The organism is Enterobacter sp. N18-03635 (assembly GCF_004006055.1).
GTDB classification, from domain to species: Bacteria; Pseudomonadota; Gammaproteobacteria; order Enterobacterales; family Enterobacteriaceae; genus Enterobacter; species Enterobacter vonholyi.
The window spans coordinates 2,609,391-2,630,480 of record NZ_CP034769.1 but is presented as its reverse complement, the minus strand read 5'-3'; the positions used below and the strand labels follow the sequence as shown (position 1 = coordinate 2,630,480).

Annotated in this window: 12 protein-coding genes, 2 tRNA genes and 1 other RNA gene; 9 read left to right on the top strand and 6 right to left on the bottom strand. The window is 59.6% G+C overall.

The genetic code is table 11. The features are described from left to right. The first annotated feature begins 1 nt into the window (after position 1). Genes nirB through ELK40_RS13245 form a run of 3 tightly spaced genes read left to right on the top strand, consistent with a single transcriptional unit; the run spans position 2 to position 7,964 of the window. Positions 2-3,988 (top strand): nitrite reductase large subunit NirB, encoded by a 3,987-nt coding sequence (gene nirB, locus ELK40_RS13255; RefSeq protein WP_127731327.1) that lies wholly within the window; start codon positions 2-4, stop codon positions 3,986-3,988. Further along, the gene (locus tag ELK40_RS13250; protein ID WP_127731325.1) at positions 3,985-6,510 is read left to right on the top strand and encodes a nitrate reductase; all 2,526 of its coding nucleotides are present in this window, start codon (positions 3,985-3,987) and stop codon (positions 6,508-6,510) included. The genes nirB and ELK40_RS13250 overlap by 4 nt, the downstream gene beginning before the upstream one ends. Positions 6,511-6,557: 47 nt before the next feature. Further along, complete coding sequence (locus tag ELK40_RS13245) at positions 6,558-7,964, top strand: YchO/YchP family invasin (protein ID WP_127731323.1); 1,407 nt, start codon at positions 6,558-6,560, stop codon at positions 7,962-7,964. A 3-nt stretch (positions 7,965-7,967) separates the two neighbouring features. On the opposite strand, the gene narL is transcribed toward ELK40_RS13245, so the two are convergent. Continuing rightward, on the bottom strand, positions 7,968-8,618 hold the full coding sequence (gene narL, locus ELK40_RS13240; RefSeq protein ID WP_008499531.1) for a two-component system response regulator NarL: 651 nt from the start codon (positions 8,616-8,618) through the stop codon (positions 7,968-7,970). After that, positions 8,611-10,407, bottom strand: coding sequence for a nitrate/nitrite two-component system sensor histidine kinase NarX (narX, locus tag ELK40_RS13235; RefSeq protein ID WP_127731321.1), 1,797 nt, complete (start codon positions 10,405-10,407; stop codon positions 8,611-8,613). Before narX ends, narL begins: the two co-directional genes overlap by 8 nt. Before the next feature lie 309 nt (positions 10,408-10,716). On the opposite strand from narX, the gene ELK40_RS13230 reads away from it, so the two are divergent. The 5 genes from ELK40_RS13230 to narI all read left to right on the top strand — a co-directional run bounded on the left by ELK40_RS13230 (position 10,717) and on the right by narI (position 19,154). Continuing rightward, entirely contained in the window at positions 10,717-12,114 is a 1,398-nt protein-coding gene (locus ELK40_RS13230; RefSeq protein ID WP_115875468.1) for a NarK family nitrate/nitrite MFS transporter, read from the top strand. Positions 12,115-12,494: 380 nt separating this feature from the next. Then, on the top strand, positions 12,495-16,238 hold the full coding sequence (locus ELK40_RS13225; RefSeq protein ID WP_127731319.1) for a nitrate reductase subunit alpha: 3,744 nt from the start codon (positions 12,495-12,497) through the stop codon (positions 16,236-16,238). Beyond that, positions 16,235-17,770 (top strand): nitrate reductase subunit beta, encoded by a 1,536-nt coding sequence (gene narH, locus ELK40_RS13220; protein ID WP_115875464.1) that lies wholly within the window; start codon positions 16,235-16,237, stop codon positions 17,768-17,770. Before ELK40_RS13225 ends, narH begins: the two co-directional genes overlap by 4 nt. Further along, positions 17,767-18,477 (top strand): nitrate reductase molybdenum cofactor assembly chaperone, encoded by a 711-nt coding sequence (gene narJ, locus ELK40_RS13215; protein ID WP_047741766.1) that lies wholly within the window; start codon positions 17,767-17,769, stop codon positions 18,475-18,477. The genes narH and narJ overlap by 4 nt, the downstream gene beginning before the upstream one ends. Further along, positions 18,477-19,154 (top strand): respiratory nitrate reductase subunit gamma, encoded by a 678-nt coding sequence (narI, locus tag ELK40_RS13210; protein ID WP_115875462.1) that lies wholly within the window; start codon positions 18,477-18,479, stop codon positions 19,152-19,154. The genes narJ and narI overlap by 1 nt, the downstream gene beginning before the upstream one ends. On the opposite strand, the gene ELK40_RS13205 is transcribed toward narI, so the two are convergent. Next, a complete protein-coding gene (locus ELK40_RS13205) occupies positions 19,151-20,047 on the bottom strand; it encodes a DMT family transporter (RefSeq protein WP_127732797.1) in 897 nt (298 codons plus the stop codon). The genes narI and ELK40_RS13205 overlap by 4 nt on opposite strands. A gap of 107 nt (positions 20,048-20,154) precedes the next feature. On the opposite strand from ELK40_RS13205, the gene ELK40_RS13200 reads away from it, so the two are divergent. Then, positions 20,155-20,598, top strand: a complete 444-nt coding sequence (locus ELK40_RS13200) for an Lrp/AsnC family transcriptional regulator (protein WP_127731317.1) — start codon at positions 20,155-20,157, stop codon at positions 20,596-20,598. 96 nt (positions 20,599-20,694) lie between these two features. Here ELK40_RS13200 and ELK40_RS13195 read toward each other — a convergent pair. The 3 genes from ELK40_RS13195 to ELK40_RS13185 form a co-directional block, all read right to left on the bottom strand. Beyond that, positions 20,695-20,825: non-coding RNA, RtT sRNA (locus ELK40_RS13195), on the bottom strand. Positions 20,826-20,870: 45 nt separating this feature from the next. Further along, positions 20,871-20,955 (bottom strand) — tRNA-Tyr (locus ELK40_RS13190). Positions 20,956-20,990: 35 nt separating this feature from the next. Further along, positions 20,991-21,075 (bottom strand) — tRNA-Tyr (locus ELK40_RS13185). Positions 21,076-21,090 lie beyond the last annotated feature (15 nt).

Sequence of the window (21,090 nt, the reverse complement as noted above, 5' to 3'; positions counted from 1 at the left end):
GATGCGACTGGTCATTATCGGAAATGGCATGGCGGCTACGCGGCTGATTGCCTCGCTCACCGGGCGTGCTGCAGGTCGTTTCGCTATCACCGTCATCGGTGACGAGCGGGAACATGCCTATAACCGCATCCAGCTTTCGCCGGTGCTGGGCGGTGAAAAGCAGGCTGCAGACATCTGTCTTCAGGATGACGACTGGTACCAGGCGCGCGGCGTGACGGTGCTGCGGGGCGAAAAGGCGATCGCCGTAAACGTGGACACGCGGGAAGTGCAAACCGCCGCCCGCACGCTGGACTGGGATGCGCTGGTGTTTGCCACCGGATCAACGCCCTTTATTCCGCCAATCCCCGGCTGCGATGCGCCGCATGTGTTCACGTTCCGTACCCTGGCAGATACCCGGACCATTCAGGCGATCGTCGGTCCGGCGGTGGTGCTGGGCGGCGGCGTGCTCGGGGTTGAGGCGGCAGCAGCGCTGGCGCGTTCAGGTGACGAGGTCACGCTTGTTCATCGCGGTCCGTGGCTGATGGAGCAGCAGCTGGATCGGCAGGCGGGAATGCTGCTGGAAGAGGCGCTGGCGGCGCGGGGCGTGCGCTGTGAGCTCGTCTCTGGCATCGCAGCGGTGAACGGAAATAGCGTGACGCTGATAAACGGACGCAGTATCGCCGCCGCGCGCGTGGTGCTGGCGACGGGCGTGCAGCCCAGCGTCGCGCTGGCGCAGGCCAGCGGCATACGCTGCGCGCGCGGCATCGTGGTGGATCACCAGATGCAAACCTCCGAGCCGGACGTCTACGCCATTGGCGAGTGCTGCGAAATTGACGGCCAGACGTTTGGCCTGGTCGCCCCCTGTCTGGCGCAGGCGGATATTCTTGCCGCGCGGCTGGCCGGGGACGTCACCGCGCCGTTTGTCCTGACTGACAGCGGCGTACGCCTCAAGGTGACCGGCGTGGAGCTGTTCAGCCTCGGTCGCGCGGCAGAGCAGGAGGGCGACGTGGTCTGGAGCGCATGGGATCCGCTGACCCGTCACTATCGCCGTTTACTGATCAATCAGGGGGCGCTGGCTGGCGTACTGCTGATGGGCGACTGCCGCAGCGCGGCAACATTTACCGATTTACTGGCAACGGCTGCGCCCGCCCACGCGGACTGGCTGTTCGATCGTTTCACTACGCAACCGCAGGTTGCAGGACACAATGCTATGACAAAACCTACTCTGGTGGTGGTTGGGCACGGTATGGTCGGCCATCATTTTCTCGAAGACTGCGTTAACCGCAATCTGCACCAGCAGTATCAGATCGTTGTCTTTGGCGAGGAGCGCTATGCCGCCTACGACCGCGTGCATCTGTCGGAATATTTTGGCGGCCGCAGCGCGGCGTCGCTTTCGCTGGTGGAGGGGGATTTCTTTGCCGACAACGGCATTGAGCTGCGCCTGTCGCAGCAGGTCGTCGCTATCGATCGCGACGCGCGCGTGGTGCGTACCGCCAGCGGGCATGAGACCCACTGGGATAAACTGGTGCTGGCGACCGGCTCCTATCCGTTTGTCCCGCCCGTGCCGGGCAACGATTTGCCGGGCTGTTTTGTCTACCGCACCCTTGACGACCTGGACAACATTGCTGCGCACGCGGCGGGCTCGCGCCGCGGCGTGGTGATTGGCGGCGGCCTGCTCGGGCTGGAGGCGGCGAATGCCCTGAAGCAGCTCGGGCTGGAAACCCACGTGGTGGAATTTGCGCCTAACCTGATGGCGGTCCAGCTCGACAACGACGGCGCGATGATGCTGCGCAAGAAAATTGAGGCGCTGGGCGTCGGCGTTCACACCAGTAAAGCGACAACGGAGATCGCCACGGCGGACGGCGGGCTGGTGCTGCGCTTTGCCGATGGCGAACAGCTTGAAACGGACATGGTGGTCTTTTCTGCCGGCATTCGTCCCCAGGACGCGCTGGCGCGCAGCAGCGGGCTGGCTATCGGCGAACGCGGCGGGATTTGCATTGATGACGGTTGCCAGACCTCCGATCCGGACGTGCTGGCCATCGGCGAATGCGCGCTGTGGGAAGGGAAAATCTTCGGTCTGGTCGCGCCCGGCTACCAGATGGCGAGGGTGGCCGCCGCCGCGCTGGCGGGAGAGGAGAAAACCTTCGCCGGCGCGGATATGAGCACCAAACTCAAGCTGCTGGGCGTGGACGTCGCCTCGTTCGGTGATGCTCACGGCCGCACCCCAGGGGCGCTGAGCTACCAGTGGACGCACGGCCCGCAGCAAATCTACAAGAAAATCGTGGTCAGCCACGACGGCAAAACGCTGCTCGGCGGCGTGCTGGTGGGTGATGCCAGCGAATACGCCACGCTGGTGCAGATGATGCTTAACGGGATAGCCCTGCCAAAAGAGCCGGAAACGCTGATATTACCCGCGTCGTCAGGCAGCGCGCCGAAAGCGCTCGGCGTGGCGGCGCTGCCGGAAAGCGCGCAAATCTGTTCGTGTCATAACGTCAGCAAAGGCGATATCTGTCAGGCGGTAAGTGCGGGCGCAACGGATATCGGCGCAATTAAGCAGTGCACCAAAGCGGCGACCGGCTGCGGGGGATGTAGCGCGCTGGTGAAGCAGGTGATGGAGTTCCAGCTGGCGGAGCAGGGCGTGGCGGTGAAAAAGGACATCTGCGAGCACTTCCCGTACTCGCGCCAGGAGATTTACCACCTCGTGCGCGTCAACCATATTCGCACCTTTGACCAGCTTATCAGCCGCTACGGACAGGGACACGGATGCGAAATTTGTAAGCCGCTGGTGGGGTCGGTGCTTGCCTCGTGCTGGAACGAGTATCTGCTGAAACCGGCACACCTGCCGCTGCAGGACACCAACGACCGCTACTTCGCCAATATCCAGAAGGACGGTACCTACTCCATCGTGCCGCGCATGCCGGCGGGAGAAGTGACCGCCGACGGGCTGATCGCCATCGGGCAGATTGCGAAACGCTACAGCCTGTACAGCAAAATTACCGGCGGACAGCGTATCGACCTTTTCGGCGCCACTCTGGAACAGCTGCCGGCGATCTGGCAGGCGCTGGTGGAGGCCGGGTTTGAAACCGGGCACGCTTACGGGAAATCCCTGCGCACGGTGAAATCCTGCGTCGGTTCAACCTGGTGCCGCTACGGGGTGCAGGACTCCACCGGCCTCGCGGTCAGGCTTGAGCACCGCTACAAGGGGCTGCGCGCGCCGCACAAAATCAAAATGGCGGTCTCCGGCTGCACCCGCGAGTGCGCGGAGGCGCAGAGCAAAGACGTGGGGGTGATTGCCACCGATAAAGGCTGGAACCTCTATCTGTGCGGCAACGGCGGGATGAAGCCGCGCCATGCGGATCTCTTTGCCAGCGATCTGGATGACGAAACGTTAATCCGCACCGTCGACCGCTTCCTGATGTTCTACATCCGCACGGCGGATCGCCTGCAGCGCACCAGCACCTGGATGGATAACCTGGAAGGCGGTCTCGACTACCTGCGGGAGGTGATCCTCAACGACAGCTTGGGTATCGCCCACGAGCTGGAGCAGGAGATGGCCCGGGTGGTGGAAACCTATCAGTGCGAATGGCAAACCACGCTTAACGATCCCAACCGTCTGGCGCTGTTCCGCACGACGGTGAACGACACCGCGCCGGATGAAAGCAAGCGCTGGCAGGAAATTTGCGGCATCGACGATATCCCCGAGCAGGCGGGCATCGGCGCGCGGCTTGGACGTAAGCCGATTGCGCTCTTCCGTTTTGGCAAAACCGTTTACGCCCTCGACGATCGGGAACCGGGCGGTAATGCGAACGTGCTTTCACGCGGCATTCTTGGCGATGCAGCGGGCGAGCCCGTGGTGATTTCACCGCTGTATAAGCAGCGCATTCGCCTGCGCGACGGCTGTCAGGTAGAGAACGGCGAACCCGCGGTGCGCGCCTGGCCGGTGAAAATTGAAAACGGCAAGGTATGGGTTGGCAGCGACACCCTGGTAATGCGTGCGGAGGCTTCATGACGGAAACCCGGACAACGTGCCCCTACTGCGGGGTCGGCTGCGGCGTAGTTGCCAGCGTGGAAGGTGAAGCGGTCAGCGTTCGGGGAGATGAAACCCATCCTGCGAACCTGGGGCGCCTGTGCGTGAAAGGATCGGCCCTGGCGGAAACGACGGGGTTACAGGGGCGATTGCTGCGCCCCGTTGTTGACGGACTTGAGGTGGACTGGGCGCAGGCGCTGAACGCGGCAGGGGAGCGTCTGCGGGAGATTATCGACACATGGGGACCGCAGGCGGTGGCGTTTTACGCCTCCGGACAATTGCTTACCGAGGACTACTACGCCGCCAACAAGCTGATGAAAGGGTTTATCGGTGCGGCAAATATCGATACCAACTCCCGGCTCTGCATGTCTTCGGCGGTGGTGGGCTACAAGCGCGCCTTCGGCGAAGACGTGGTGCCGTGCAGCTACGAGGACGTCGAAAACAGCGATCTGGTGGTGCTGGTGGGTTCAAACGCGGCCTGGACGCATCCGGTGCTCTATCAGCGGCTGGTGCAGGCGAAGCGCAACAACCCGCAGATGAAGGTGGTGGTCATCGATCCGCGCAGAACCGCCACCTGTGATATTGCTGACCTGCATCTGGCGCTCGCCCCCGGCAGCGACGCCGGTCTGTTTGTAGGATTGCTCAATCTGATTCAGGGGACCGAGGCGTGGCCGATTGCCCGCGTGGCGGCGTTTTGCGATCTTCCGTCAGAAGACATTGGTACCTTTTACGACTGGTTTATCACCGCGCCTCGCGCAATCACGCTCTACACCATGGGTATCAACCAGTCCGCCAGCGGCAGCGACAAGTGTAACGCTATCATTAACGTTCATCTTGCCAGCGGGAAGTTCAACCGTCCGGGCTGCGGCCCGTTTTCGCTGACCGGACAGCCAAACGCGATGGGAGGAAGGGAGGTGGGCGGACTGGCGAACCAGCTGGCGGCACACATGAACTTTGAGCCGGACGATCTTTCGCGGGTGGCGCGTTTCTGGGGAACGGAACGGCTGGCGCAGACGCCGGGCCTGATGGCGGTGGAGCTGTTTGACGCTATTGCCCGCGGCGATGTGAAGGCGGTGTGGATCATGGGCACCAACCCTGCCGTGTCGCTGCCGGACAGCCACGCGGTGTGTCAGGCGCTGGCGAGCTGCCCGCTGGTGATGGTCTCTGAAGTGATGAACGATACCGACACCAGCCGGTTCGCCCATATCCGTTTTCCGGCTTTGGGCTGGGGAGAAAAGGACGGGACGGTGACCAATTCCGAGCGGCGCATTTCACGCCAGCGCGCGTTTCTGCCTGCGCCGGGCGAGGCGAAGCCGGACTGGTGGATCGTCGCGCAGATGGCGAAGCGGCTGGGCTATGGCGAGGCCTTTGCCTGGCAACATCCGCACGAGATTTTTTGCGAACATGCGGCGCTGACGGCCTTTGAAAATGACGGCGCGCGTGCGTTAAACCTTCATGACCTGGCTGCGCTAACCCGTGAGGAGTGGGATCAGCTTGGGCCTTATCAGTGGCCGACGGGGGATTTCCCGCGCCGAAACATTGTTCCCGTTAACCCTCTGTCGCACGGTGCGACTGTCAGCGCGTTGTACCCGCTGATTCTTAACTCGGGGCGCATCCGCGATCAGTGGCATACCATGACCCGAACGGGATACGTAGCCAGACTGATGCAGCATATCGCCGAACCGTTTGTTGAGGTTTGCCCCGCAGACGCCGTTCGGCTTTCCCTGTGCGACGGCCAGCTGGCGCGAATTAGCTCGCCGCGCGGCGTGATGGTCGTCAGAGTACGAATCAATGACGGGATACGGGAAGGCGAGGCGTTTGCCCCGATGCACTGGAACGCTGAGTTTGCCCGCCAGGGAAAGGTGAATGCGCTGGTGGAAGGGCGCTGCGATCCGGTTTCGGGCCAGCCGGAGAGTAAACAAACCGCGGTCAGAATTCTGCCGTGGCAGCCTGCCTGGCAGGGGGAACTCTATGCCCGGGAATGGCCGGAAATGCCTTCTTCGGTTTACTGGTGGCGCAAAGCCTCACGTCTGACGGTGGCGTGCGATAAACCTTTGCTGTCGTGGGTAATGGAATACGCCGGCGTCCGAGGCTGGCAGCTGCAGGTTGCCCAAACCGGCGAACGCAGCAGCGTGCTGGCCTGGCATGAAGGCCAGCTGATGCTGGGCTTCTGGGAGGGCACCGCGTTACCGGCGCTGGCGCATACGGTAATTGAAGCCGCTTTTCAATCCCCACCCGTGCTTTTCGCAGAACGCCACGCCTTGTTGAACGGACAGAGCGTCGGGAAGGAAGCGGATCCGGGACGCATCATCTGCAGCTGTTTCAGCGTCGGGGAGAATGCGATACGGGAGGCGATCGTCGGAGGGTGTGATTCCGTCAACGCGCTGGGGGCGAAGCTGCGCTGTGGGACGAACTGTGGTTCCTGCGTGCCGGAGCTGAAAGGGCTGTTTCAGGATAATCCTGAAATGTCCGCCAGGACTGCATTTCAGGGCTTATCGCGTTAACATAATAAGAGTTTATTCATAAACACAGGTTCTTATTGACGACGTTGATGGCTGTATCGTCCCGCATTCGTTTGCTGTTTTTACTCCCCCTTCTTACGGTCGGAGCCGTTCACGGTGCGCCGAATTCCTTTATCCAGCAGGCACAAAATCCCTTTGATAACGACGGGGATAACCTGCCCGACCTCGGCATGGCGGCGCCAACCGGCGAGGGGGAGAAGCATCTGGCCGAAATGGCGAAAGCCTTTGGTGAAGCCAGCATGACCGACAATGGACTGACGACCGGCGAGCAGGCGCGTCAGTTCGCGTTTGGCCAGGTGCGCGACGCGGTAAGCGGCGAAGTGAACCAGCAGATTGAGTCCTGGCTTTCGCCCTGGGGGAACGCCAGCGTGAACTTACTGGTGGATAACGATGGCAAATTTAACGGCAGCAGCGGGAGCTGGTTTATCCCCTGGAACGATAACAACCGTTACCTGAGCTGGAGCCAGCTTGGCCTGACCCAGCAGACGGATGGCCTGGTCAGTAACGCCGGTATAGGCCAGCGCTGGGTCGCCGGGAAATGGCTGCTGGGTTACAACACCTTTTACGATAACCTGCTGGATGAAAACCTGCAGCGTGCCGGGCTGGGCGCGGAAGCGTGGGGGGAAAATCTGCGCCTGTCAGCCAACTATTATCAGCCCTTTGCCGGCTGGCGCGATCGCTCTGACGTCCAGGAGCAGCGCATGGCGCGCGGCTATGACGTCACCGCTAAAGCCTGGCTGCCGTGGTTCCATCACCTGAACACCAGCATCAGCTTCGAGCAATACTTTGGCGATAACGTCGATCTCTTCAACAGCGGAACCGGCTACCACAATCCGGTAGCGGTGAATCTGGGGCTTAACTACACCCCCGTCCCGCTGGTCACGTTGACTGCCGGGCACAAGCAGGGCGAAAGCGGCGAGAGCCAGAATAACCTCGGGCTGAAGCTCAACTATCGCTTTGGCGTGCCGCTGGTGAAACAGCTTTCCGCCGGTGAAGTCGCCGCCACGCGATCCCTGCGCGGAAGCCGCTACGACTCGCCGGAGCGTAATAGCCTGCCGGTGATGGAGTTCCGTCAGCGCAAAACGCTGTCCGTGTGGCTGGCAACGCCGCCGTGGGATCTGAAAGGGGGCGAGACCGTCATGCTGAAGCTCCAGGTCCGCAGCACGCACGGCATTCGTCAGATCCACTGGCAGGGGGATACGCAGGCATTGAGCCTGACGTCACCGGCGAAAAGCAACAGCACAGACGGCTGGAGCGTGATTATGCCTGCCTGGGATGACAGCGAAGGGGCGACAAACCGCTGGCACCTGTCGGCGGTGGTGGAAGATGAGAAAGGCCAGCGCGTCTCGTCCAATGAGATCGCGCTTGCTGTGGTGCAGCCGCTGGTCGCATTGCCTGACGACGATCCGCGCTGGAAGCTGCTGCCGGATGAGTAGCCCTTAAAAAATGCGTTCCTGATGCACCCACACCGCGGCTTCGACGCGGGATTTAAGCTTCATTTTCTTCAGCATATGCTTCACGTGCACTTTGACCGTACTTTCCGTGATGTCCAGGCGCCGGGCGATCATTTTGTTCGGCAGCCCCTGGGCAATGAGCTTAAGAATGTCGCGCTCGCGCGGCGTTAGCTGGCTGACGTCGCGGTCAGAGGTGGCGCGGTTGGCGCGCAGGCTGGCGGCCAGCACCGGCGTTAAGGCTTCGCTGAGAACCATCTCGCCCGCCGCAGCCTGCTGCAGCGCCTTAAGCAAGTCTTCCGGCTCCATGTCTTTGAGCAGATAACCATCCGCCCCGCGCTTCAGCGCCGTGACCACATCCTCTTCATGGTTCGAGACGCTAAAGACGACGATGCGCCCGGAAAGCGATTTTTCCCGCAGCTTGTCGAGGGTCTCCAGACCGTTCATGCCGGGCATATTCAGATCGAGCAGGATCAGATCGGGATCGAGGGATTCGGCAAGCTCAATGCCCTGTTCGCCGTTGCTGGCTTCGCCAACCACGGTGATATCGGGTGCCATGCTGACCAGCTGTTTTACGCCAGTACGCAGCATCGGATGGTCGTCGATCAACAGGATGGATGCCGGTTCCTGATTAGTCATGGGTTTCTCCTTGAGCAGTTGTAAGCGGTTTCTCGGGAATAAAGGTGACGACAACTTCCGTGCCGCCCGTCTCTCTCCGGCGAACCTGGCAATCACCGCGCAGGCTTTGGGCGCGGTCTCGCATAATAATTAAACCATAGTGGTTAGTGCGTTCGGCATTTTCCGGCACGCCGCGGCCGTTGTCGTGAACCGTAAGCTTCACCTGGTTGTTGTGCTGGCTGACGGTGACCGTTACCGCCGTCGCGCCGGAGTGCTTGAGCACGTTGCTCAGCGCTTCACGGGCGATCTGCAGTAAATGTATGGCCTGATGGGAGGGGACAAACCGCGGCGGCAGCTGGTAGTCAAGCTTCACCGGGAACCCCAGCCGGGCGCTAAATTCGTGACAGCTGGCTTCCAGCGCCGGGCGCAGGCCCGGCTCGGTCAGCTGCAGGCGGAAGGTGGTCAGCAGCTCGCGAAGCTGTACCCAGGAGGTGTTCAGCTCGTTGCGGATCTGGCTAAGCAGCTGCTTATTGCTCTCCGGCATCTCTGCATCCTGCATCTGCAGGCAGCTCACCTGCATTTTCATACAGGAGAGCGACTGGGCGATAGAGTCGTGAAGCTCGCGGGCGATGGTTGCGCGCTCCTCCATGACGATAAGCTGCTGTTGCTTTTCCTGATGCCTGTCGAGCGCCAGCGTGGCCGTTAGTTGTTCGACCAGCGTATCGACCAGCTGCTGCTGGTCGTGGCTCAGGTGACGCCCGGCTGGCAGCGTTGCCAGCAGAATACCGTACTGAGTGTGGCTGTCGGTCAGGCGCCACTTCAGGGTGGTGCCGCCGGACGTCAGCGGCGGCAGGCCACGAGGGCAAAGATGGCAGCCTTTGTCATCGCACGACATATCCGACTGGCAGGTAAATTCCTGATGGTTATCTTCGTCTTCCACGTCGTAGACGCGCAGCTCAAGGTCGTGCAGCAGGGTCAGATTTTGCAGGCCGTTCAGCACCGGAGAGAGGCGCTCGCATAGCGGCACCTGCATGTGCAGACGGCGGTTGGCTTGCCACAGGAAGGAGAGGATCTCGTTTTTCTGCTCCAGTCCCGCCGTTTTTTCCTGAACGCGCTGTTCCAGTACCGCGTAGCTCTCGGAGAGCTCTGCCGACATGGTGTTGAGCGCCTGGCCAAGCATGGCCATCTCGTTGCGCCCGCTGATGTGCGTGCGCTGGGTAAAATCGCGTGCGGTCACCGCGCGGGCCATCGCCAGCAGCTGTTTCCACGGGTTCAGCAGCCGCGCGCGGAGCCAGACAATGGTGAAGATCAGCAGCAGCCCCATAAACAGCGCCATTGCGCGGTGCACCATCACCACCCGGTCGATGCGTAATTCGGTCGTCTGGTCAAAAGCGGAGACCAGCGCATCAATACGTGAGACGAACCCCGCAATGTCCTGCGCAACGGTTTCCGTGCTGCGAGCCTGTTTCAGCCCGGGCTGCAGCTGGGTGTGCCAGTAACCCTGAAGGGCGTTAAGCTGGGACTGCTGACCGGCGCGGATGGCGGCGTTTTCCAGCTCGGGGCTGAAGACCGTGCGCTCCATTTCATCAATCAGAGGCCGATCGTCCTGCGTCAGGGGGACCGACGCCAGCAGGCGATAACTCTGCATGCGTAGCGAGCCTGCCTCGTTGATGGCATGTGCATTACCCTGTACTCCCTGTACCAGCCAGCCGGAGATCGCCATGCCGGTCACGCCGATGGCGGTGGACAGCAAAACAATCAGGGCTAGCTGATTCACGAGCGTCAGCGGAGATAAACATCTTTTTAACATAGAGGTGGCGTGCTCCTGACGTGGCCTGCTTGCAGGAATGGCGCTATTCTGGTGCATACCCTGGAGTATACCCATACCAATAAAGGATTACCCCTAAATTGCCAACGGAGTAGGGGAAAGGAGGTGGGAGTAGCCAGGAACCGTCAGTGCCGTGAAAAACCACGTCTTTTTTACCGAATTAGCCTACTCACTAAGGGTGAGACCTTATTTTGCGCCGCAAATCCTCCCACTTTTCCTTTGATTTATATCAACTTACCGCCGCCCTAAAACCCTAATGTTTGCAGCATCATTCGAGAATCAGAGGTGTCTATGAGTCACTCATCCGCTCCCGAAAGGGAAAATGGTGCCGTTATTACAGACTGGCGTCCAGAGGATCCGGCGTTCTGGCAACAGCGCGGCCATCGTGTAGCAAGCCGGAATCTTTGGATTTCCGTGCCGTGTTTGTTATTGGCGTTTTGCGTATGGATGTTGTTTAGCGCGGTGGCGGTAAACCTGCCGAAAGTGGGTTTTACGTTTACGACCGATCAGCTGTTTATGCTGACCGCGCTGCCGTCGCTGTCAGGCGCGCTGCTGCGTGTGCCTTACGCGTTTATGGTGCCGGTCTTTGGCGGCCGTCGCTGGACGGCATTCAGTACGGGCATCATGATCGTCCCCTGCGTCTGGCTCGGCTTCGCGGTGCAGGATACCTCTACGCCGTTCAGCGTATTCGTGATTATCTCCCTGCTGTGCGGTTTTGCGGGTGCGAACTTCGCCTCCAGCATGGCAAACATCAGCTTCTTCTTCCCGAAAGCGAAGCAGGGCGGCGCGCTGGGTATTAACGGCGGTCTGGGCAATATGGGCGTGAGCGTGATGCAGCTGATTGCCCCGCTGGCGATCTCTGTTTCTATTTTTGCGGCCTTTGGCGGCGGTGGCGTTGAGCAGGCGGATGGTTCTTCCCTCTATCTGCAGAACGCCGCCTGGATCTGGGTACCTTTCCTGGTGGTCTTCACCCTCGCAGCCTGGTTCTTTATGAACGACCTGTCCGCGTCGAAGGCGTCGCTGAGCGAACAGCTGCCGGTGCTGAAGCGTGGACACCTCTGGGTGATGGCGCTGCTGTATCTGGCCACCTTCGGTTCGTTTATCGGCTTCTCTGCGGGCTTCGCGATGCTGTCGAAAACGCAGTTCCCGGACGTGCAGATCCTGCAATTCGCCTTCTTCGGCCCATTTATTGGCGCCCTTGCTCGCTCGCTGGGCGGCATGGTCTCTGACCGTCTGGGCGGTACCCGCGTGACGCTGGTTAACTTCATCGTGATGGCGGTGTTCTGCGCGCTGCTGTTCCTCACGCTGCCGGCCGACGGGCAGGGCGGTAACTTCATCGCCTTCTTCGGCGTGTTTATGGTGCTGTTCCTGACGGCGGGGCTGGGGAGTGCGTCCACCTTCCAGATGATCTCCGTGATCTTCCGTAAGCTGACGATGGATCGCGTGAAAGCGCAGGGCGGGAGCGAAGAGCAGGCAATGCGCGAAGCGGCGACGGATACGGCTGCGGCGCTGGGCTTTATCTCAGCCATCGGCGCGATTGGCGGCTTCTTTATCCCGAAAGCGTTCGGTATCTCTCTGGATCTGACCGGCTCTCCGGCTGGCGCCATGAAAGTTTTCCTCGTCTTCTATATCGCCTGCGTCGTGATTACGTGGCTGGTATATGGCCGTAATACCAAAAAAAATAAGTAAGTGTGATTATCCGTTTACGCGGCCTTCGGGCCGCGTTTTTTTATCCTGAGTAATAGTTACAACATACTCACGACTTTTTCGACAGACGCCTGCGGGGGCACTGCGAACGCCATCGCTTTGCAGGTGGGTCTACCCCTTAATACCTGAGATGTTAAATTCCGACTGGCTTTTTGTACGATGAAATAAAATTAGCCTTATTTTTCATATTGATATGGTTTTTTTGGAGATACCGCTTTGGTGGTATTCGGTGTAACCCCTCGCCTGAGAGTCCCTCCTCGTCTTGATCGTTATCAATTCTCCCCCTCTTTCAGGGCGTTACCTTCGCTGCAAATCAGCAATGTCGATTTAGAGAGCCACAGGCTCCATACAGGAGATACCCGATGAGCAAATTTTTGGACCGGTTTCGCTACTTCAAACAGAAGGGGGAAACTTTTGCCGATGGGCACGGCCAGGTTCTGGATACCAACCGGGACTGGGAAGACGGTTACCGTCAGCGCTGGCAGCATGACAAAGTCGTCCGTTCGACCCACGGCGTGAACTGTACTGGCTCATGCAGCTGGAAGATTTTCGTTAAAAATGGTCTGGTGACCTGGGAAATGCAGCAGACCGACTACCCGCGCACCCGCCCGGATATGCCAAACCATGAACCGCGTGGCTGCCCGCGTGGCGCCAGCTACTCCTGGTATCTCTACAGCGCTAACCGTCTGAAATATCCGCTGATGCGCAAGCGTCTGATGAAAATGTGGCGTGAAGCGAAAGCGCAGCACAGCGATCCGGTTGATGCCTGGGCCTCCATCATTGAAGACGCGGATAAAGCGAAAAGCTTCAAGCAGGCTCGCGGCCGCGGCGGCTTTGTGCGTTCCTCATGGAAAGAAGTGAACGAGCTGATTGCCGCCTCCAACGTCTACACCGTTAAAACCTACGGTCCTGACCGCGTGGCGGGCTTTTCGCCGATCCCGGCGATGTCGATGGTTTCTTACGCTTCCGGCGCGCGCTATCTGTCACTTATCGGCGGTACCTGCCTGAGCTTCTACGATTGGTACTGCGACCTGCCGCCGGCGTCTCCGCAGACCTGGGGCGAACAGACCGACGTGCCGGAGTCCGCCGACTGGTACAACTCCAGCTACATTATCGCCTGGGGCTCAAACGTGCCTCAGACCCGTACGCCGGACGCGCACTTCTTTACTGAAGTCCGTTACAAAGGCACTAAAACCGTGGCGGTAACCCCTGACTACGCGGAAATCGCCAAGCTCTGCGATCTGTGGCTGGCACCGAAACAGGGTACCGATGCCGCGATGGCGATGGCGATGGGCCACGTCATGCTGCGCGAGTTCCATCTTGATAAGCCAAGCCAGTACTTCACCGACTACGTCCGCCGCTACACCGACATGCCAATGCTGGTCATGCTGGAAGAGCGTGACGGCTACTATGCCGCAGGGCGTACGCTGCGTGCTGCCGATCTGGTGGACGCGCTGGGTCAGGAAAATAACCCAGAGTGGAAAACCGTTGCCTATAACAGCAACGGCGAGCTGGTGGCGCCAAACGGCTCTATCGGCTTCCGCTGGGGCGAGAAGGGCAAGTGGAACCTTGAGCAACGTAACGGCACCACCGGCGAAGAGACTGAGCTGCGCCTCAGCATGCTGGGTAGCCAGGACGAGATCGCCGAGGTCGGGTTCCCGTACTTCGGCGGCGAAGGTTCCGAGCACTTCAACAAGGTTGAACTGAAAAACGTACTGATGCACAAGCTGCCGGTGAAGCGCCTGCAGCTTGCCGACGGCTCTACCGCGCTGGTCACCACCGTCTATGACCTGACCATGGCGAACTACGGTCTGGAGCGCGGCCTGGGCGATGAAAACTGCGCAACCGGCTATGACGACGTGAAGGCCTACACCCCGGCCTGGGCGGAACAGATTACCGGAGTTCCTCGCGCGCACATTACCCGTATCGCACGCGAGTTCGCAGAAAACGCGGACAAAACGCACGGCCGTTCAATGATCATCGTCGGTGCGGGTCTGAACCACTGGTATCACCTCGATATGAACTACCGTGGACTGATCAACATGCTGATCTTCTGCGGCTGCGTCGGTCAGAGCGGCGGCGGCTGGGCGCACTACGTTGGCCAGGAGAAACTGCGTCCGCAGACCGGCTGGCAGCCTCTGGCGTTTGCACTTGACTGGCAGCGTCCTGCACGCCACATGAACAGCACCTCTTACTTCTATAACCACTCCAGCCAGTGGCGCTACGAGACGGTCACCGCGCAGGAGCTGCTGTCGCCGATGGCGGATAAATCCCGCTACAGCGGCCACCTTATTGACTTCAACGTGCGCGCCGAGCGCATGGGCTGGCTGCCGTCGGCACCGCAGCTGGGCACTAACCCGCTGCGCATTGCACAAGAGGCGAAGCAGGCGGGTATGTCACCGGTGGATTACACCGTGCAATCGCTGAAGGATGGCTCAATCCGCTTCGCGGCGGAACAGCCGGAAAACGGTAAAAACCACCCGCGCAACCTGTTCATCTGGCGCTCCAACCTGCTGGGCTCGTCCGGTAAAGGCCACGAGTACATGCTGAAGTACCTGCTCGGTACTGAAAACGGTATCCAGGGGAAAGATCTCGGCAAGCAGGGCGGCGTGAAGCCGGAAGAGGTGGAGTGGAAAGACAACGGTCTCGACGGCAAGCTGGATCTAGTGGTAACCCTCGACTTCCGTCTGTCCAGCACCTGCCTGTACTCCGACATCGTGCTGCCAACCGCGACCTGGTACGAAAAAGACGACATGAATACCTCGGATATGCATCCGTTTATTCATCCGCTGTCTGCCGCCGTTGACCCGGCGTGGGAATCGAAAAGCGACTGGGAGATCTACAAAGACATCGCGAAGAAATTCTCCGAAGTCTGCGTGGGGCACCTGGGCAAAGAGACCGACGTGGTGACGCTGCCAATCCAGCACGACTCTGCCGCCGAACTGGCGCAGCCGCTGGACGTGAAGGACTGGAAAAAAGGCGAATGCGACCTGATCCCGGGCGTGACCGCACCGCACATTATTCCGGTTGAACGCGACTACCCGGCAACTTACGAGCGCTTTACCTCTATCGGCCCGCTGATGGAGAAAATCGGTAACGGCGGGAAAGGGATCGCCTGGAACACCCAGAGCGAAATGGACCTGCTGCGCAAGCTCAACTACACCAAAGCGGACGGTCCGGCGAAAGGCCAGCCAATGCTGAATACGGCAATTGATGCGGCGGAGATGATCCTGACCCTGGCACCGGAAACCAACGGCCACGTTGCCGTGAAGGCCTGGGCGGCACTGAGCGAGTTCACCGGTCGCGACCATACGCATCTGGCGACGAATAAAGAGGAAGAGAAAATCCGCTTCCGCGATATTCAGGCCCAGCCGCGCAAGATTATCTCCAGCCCGACCTGGTCAGGCCTGGAAGACGAGCATGTGTCCTATAACGCGGGCTACACCAACGTTCACGAGCTGATCCCATGGCGCACCCTGTCAGGCCGTCAGTCGCTGTATCAGGATCACCAGTGGATGCGCGACTTCGGTGAAAGCCTGCTGGTTTACCGCCCGCCAATCGACACCCGCTCCGTGAAAGCGGTGATGGGCGCGAAATCGAACGGTAACCCTGAGAAGGCGCTGAACTTCCTGACGCCGCACCAGAAGTGGGGGATTCACTCCACCTACAGCGACAACCTGCTGATGCTGACCCTGTCGCGCGGCGGTCCGATTGTCTGGATGAGCGAAACGGACGCCAAAGACCTGGGTATTGAAGATAACGACTGGATTGAAGTGTTCAACAGCAACGGCGCCCTGACGGCGCGTGCGGTGGTGAGCCAGCGCGTACCGGCCGGGATGACCATGATGTACCACGCGCAGGAACGTATCGTTAACCTGCCCGGTTCAGAGATCACCGAGCAGCGCGGCGGGATCCACAACTCCGTGACCCGCATTACGCCTAAGCCGACCCACATGATCGGTGGTTATGCACAGCTGGCCTACGGCTTTAACTACTACGGCACCGTAGGATCGAACCGCGATGAGTTCGTGGTGGTACGTAAGATGAAGAACATTAACTGGTTAGACGGCGAAGGTAATGACCAGGTACAGGAGAGCGTAAAATGAAAATTCGTTCACAAGTCGGCATGGTGCTGAATCTGGATAAATGCATCGGCTGCCATACCTGCTCGGTCACCTGTAAAAACGTCTGGACCAGCCGCGAAGGTATGGAATACGCCTGGTTCAACAACGTGGAAAGTAAACCGGGCACCGGCTTCCCGACCGACTGGGAAAACCAGGAGAAGTGGAAGGGCGGCTGGATCCGTAAAATCAACGGCAAGCTGCAGCCGCGCATGGGCAACCGCGCTTGGCTTCTGGGAAAAATCTTCGCCAACCCGCACCTGCCGGGTATCGACGATTACTACGAGCCGTTTGATTACGACTACCAGAACCTGCACAACGCGCCGGAAAGCAAACACCAGCCGATTGCCCGTCCTCGCTCGCTGATCACCGGTCAGCGCATGGACAAGATCACCAGCGGTCCAAACTGGGAAGAGATTCTGGGCGGCGAGTTCGAGAAACGCGCCAAAGACCAGAACTTCGAGAATATGCAGAAGGCGATGTACGGCCAGTTCGAAAACACCTTCATGATGTATCTGCCGCGCCTGTGCGAGCACTGCCTCAACCCGGCGTGCGTGGCGACCTGCCCGAGCGGCGCGATCTACAAGCGTGAAGAAGACGGTATCGTGCTGATCGACCAGGACAAGTGTCGCGGCTGGCGTATGTGCATCACCGGCTGCCCGTACAAAAAGATCTACTTCAACTGGAAGAGCGGCAAGTCAGAGAAGTGCATCTTCTGCTACCCGCGTATTGAAGCCGGGATGCCAACCGTCTGTTCCGAAAGCTGCGTAGGCCGTATTCGCTACCTCGGCGTGCTGCTGTACGACGCGGACGCGATTGAAAACGCCGCGAGCACCGAGAACGAGAAAGATCTGTATCAGCGTCAGCTGGACGTGTTCCTCGATCCGAACGATCCGAAGGTCATTGAGCAGGCCCTGAAGGACGGCATTCCGCAGAGCGTGATTGACGCGGCGCAGCAGTCTCCGGTGTACAAAATGGCGATGGACTGGAAGCTGGCCCTGCCGCTGCATCCGGAATACCGCACCTTGCCGATGGTCTGGTACGTGCCGCCGCTGTCGCCGATTCAGTCTGCGGCTGACGCGGGCGAACTGGGCAGTAACGGCATTCTGCCGGACGTGGAAAGCCTGCGTATCCCGGTTCAGTACCTGGCCAACCTGCTGACCGCCGGTGATACCCAGCCGGTACTGCTGGCGCTGAAGCGTATGCTGGCGATGCGCCACTTCAAGCGTGCCGAAACCGTTGATGGCGTAACCGATACCCGCGCGCTGGAAGAGGTCGGCCTGACCGAAGCGCAGGCGCAGGAGATGTACCGCTATCTGGCGATTGCCAACTACGAAGACCGTTTCGTGGTGCCGAGCAGCCACCGAGAGCTGGCCCGCGAAGCCTTCCCGGAAAAAAATGGCTGTGGCTTTACATTTGGCGACGGTTGCCACGGGTCAGACAGTAAATTCAACCTGTTCAACAGCCGCCGCATCGACGCCATGGATGTGACCAGTAAAACGGAGCCGCACTCATGATTGAACTTGTCATTGTTTCGCGTCTGCTCGAGTACCCGGATGCTGCGCTTGCGCAGCATCAGCAGGAGCTCTTTGACGCGCTCGCGTCATCTGAAAACCTGGATAAAGACGATGCCCAGCGGCTTGGCGTTTTCCTCCGCGATCTGCTGGCGCGCGACCTTCTGGATGCCCAGGCGGACTACAGCCAGCTGTTTGATCGGGGGCGCGCAACCTCGTTGCTGCTGTTTGAACACGTTCACGGTGAATCCCGCGACCGCGGTCAGGCGATGGTGGACCTGATGGCCCAGTACGAACAGCACGGCCTGCAGCTCGACAGCCGCGAGCTGCCGGATCATCTGCCGCTGTATCTGGAGTACCTGGCGCAACTGCCGAAAGAAGAGGCGCTGGGTGGTCTGCAGGACATCGCGCCGATCCTCGCGCTGCTCGGCGCGCGCCTTCAGCAGCGCGAGAGCCGCTATGCGGTGCTGTTCGATCTGCTGGTGAAGCTAGCCAACGCCTCGGTCGACAGCGAAAAAGTGGCGGAGAAAATCGCGGATGAAGCCCGGGACGATACTCCACAAGCGCTGGATGCGGTCTGGGAAGAAGAGCAGGTGAAATTCTTTGCTGACCAGAACTGCGGCGAGTCTGAAATCTCCGCCCACCAGCGTCGCTTTGCCGGCGCGGTTGCCCCGCAATATTTGAATATCTCTAACGGAGGACGGCACTAATGCACTTCCTGAATATGTTCTTCTTTGACATTTACCCGTATATCGCGGGCACCGTGTTCCTGGTGGGAAGCTGGCTGCGCTACGACTACGGCCAGTACACCTGGCGTGCGGCCTCCAGCCAGATGCTGGATCGTAAAGGGATGCATGTGGGCTCTAACCTGTTCCACATCGGTATTCTGGGCATTTTTGCCGGTCACTTCCTGGGGATGCTGACGCCGCACTGGATGTATGAAGCATGGCTACCGATTGAGGTGAAGCAGAAGATGGCGATGATCGCCGGCGGTGCCTGCGGGGTGATGACCTTAGTCGGTGGCCTGCTGCTGCTGAAACGTCGCCTGTTCAGCCCGCGCGTGCGTGCGACCACGACCGCAGCGGATATTCTGATCCTCTCCCTGCTGATGGTGCAGTGTGCGCTGGGCCTGCTGACCATTCCGTTCTCGGCACAGCATATGGACGGCAGCGAAATGATGAAGCTGGTCGGCTGGGCGCAATCCGTGGTGACCTTCCACGGCGGAGCGTCTGAGCACCTGGACGGCGTGGCGTTTATCTTCCGCGTTCACCTGGTGCTGGGAATGACGCTGTTTGTGCTGTTCCCGTTCTCTCGTCTGGTCCACATCTGGAGCGCGCCGGTAGAGTACCTGACGCGCAAATACCAGATTGTGCGCGCCCGTCGCTAATTCGCCGTTTTGATACCAACCCCGCACTCGCGGGGTTTTTTTTCGCCCCAGCCCAGGTTGTTGCCTGCGGCAGCAAACAGGATCAGCGCGCCGCCCGCCAGCTGCGTCAGGTTAAGCGCGTGTCCGAACACCCGATTATCGACAACGATCGCCACCACCGGATAGATAAACGACAGGGAGCCGGTTATGGGCGTCGGCAGCTTCTGAATTGCGCTGTAGAGCAGCTGGTACATAATGCCGGTATGGACGATGCCCAGCGTCAGCAGGGTAGGCCAGGGAAAATCACCGGTAAATGACGGCATGCTGGCAAACGGCAAAAGCATCACGACGCCCGTCAGCACCTGGATAAAGGCAATATGCTGCGGCGCGATTGTTTTCAGCTTGCGCGCAATGATTGCCGTCAGCGCGTAGAAGAAGGCCGCGGCCATTGCCAGGCCGATTCCGGCGAGCCATTCACTGCCATGCGCGCCGGTCAGCTCGCTGGAGAGCAAGATCACCACGCCGCCAAAGGCGAGGAACAACCAGCCCCATTTCACCAGGCTGACGCGCTCGCCTAAAAACATCCCCATCAGGACCAGCATAAACGGCTGGGTGTTATAGACCACGGTCGAAAGACCAATCGAGATCCGTTCATAGGCCGCGAAGAGCAGCAGCCAGTTCACCACGAGCGCTACGCCGCCGAGCATAGCCAGCATCAGCGAGGTGCGGGTGAGGGGGCTAAAGGGCTTTTGACTCACCCGGATAAAAATAAAAAGCGCCATTGCCCCGATAAGACAGCGCCAGAACACCACTTCCGTCACCGGCAGACCGCTGAGCAAAACAAACGCACCGATAGAGCCGGAAATTAACATCGCCAGGCTCATTTGCCAGACGCCTGTATGTAAATCACGCATCATCCACCTCCTGATTAGTGACGTTATTGTCGAAAATCGCTGTCGGGTTTTACAGGGTTGAGATAAGGTGAAATGCAGCAATGGCTTATTAAAATTAGGTGAAAGCGATGGAATACCTTATCGATGATATCGACCGGCAAATTTTAGCCTGCCTGGTTGAGGATGCGCGCATGTCGTTGAAGGTGCTCAGCGGCCGCATCGGTCTGACGTCTCCCAGCACGGCAGAACGTCTTAAAAGGCTGGAAGAGCGCGGTGTGATTGAGGGTTATGGTGCACGGGTGAACCTGGCGGCGCTGGGGTATACGCTGCAGGCGCTGGTGCGCGTGCGGCCTTTGCCGGGGTTGTTGCATAAGGTGGATAAGTATATTCAGGCGATGCCGGAGTGTATTGAGAGCGACAAGGTGACCGGGGAGGACTGCTTTGTCATCAGGCTGGTGGTGCGGTCAATCGAACAGCTTGATGCGCTGCTGGATGGGCTGGCGGAACATGCCCAGTGTAATACGTCGATTGTGAAAAGTTCACCGGTCAGGCGTCGTTTGCCGCCGATGTAGCCATCTGTTGCCGGGTGGCGGCTGCGCCTTACCCGGCCTACGAAGGCGGACTCGGTTTAGTTTTAAAATGATTTTTTGGATTATTCGGGAAAGTGATGGTGGTGGGGGAAGGATTACTCGGCGCGTTGCGCCTCGCCCTTCGGGTCGTTGCCTGCGGCAACGCTTTCTCGCTACGCTCGAATCGAACCTTAGTCGAAGCTTCTCATCCTTCCCCGTTACGGAAATTCATGATGCCTGGTGCGAACTGAAGGTTTGGAATCGTTTGAAAGTGATGGTGGTGGGGGAAGGATTCGAACCTTCGAAGTCGATGACGGCAGATTTACAGTCTGCTCCCTTTGGCCGCTCGGGAACCCCACCAGGGGTAATTCAAATTTTGAGGTCGTGCTGAGAGATGGTGGTGGGGGAAGGATTCGAACCTTCGAAGTCGATGACGGCAGATTTACAGTCTGCTCCCTTTGGCCGCTCGGGAACCCCACCACGGGGTAATGCTTT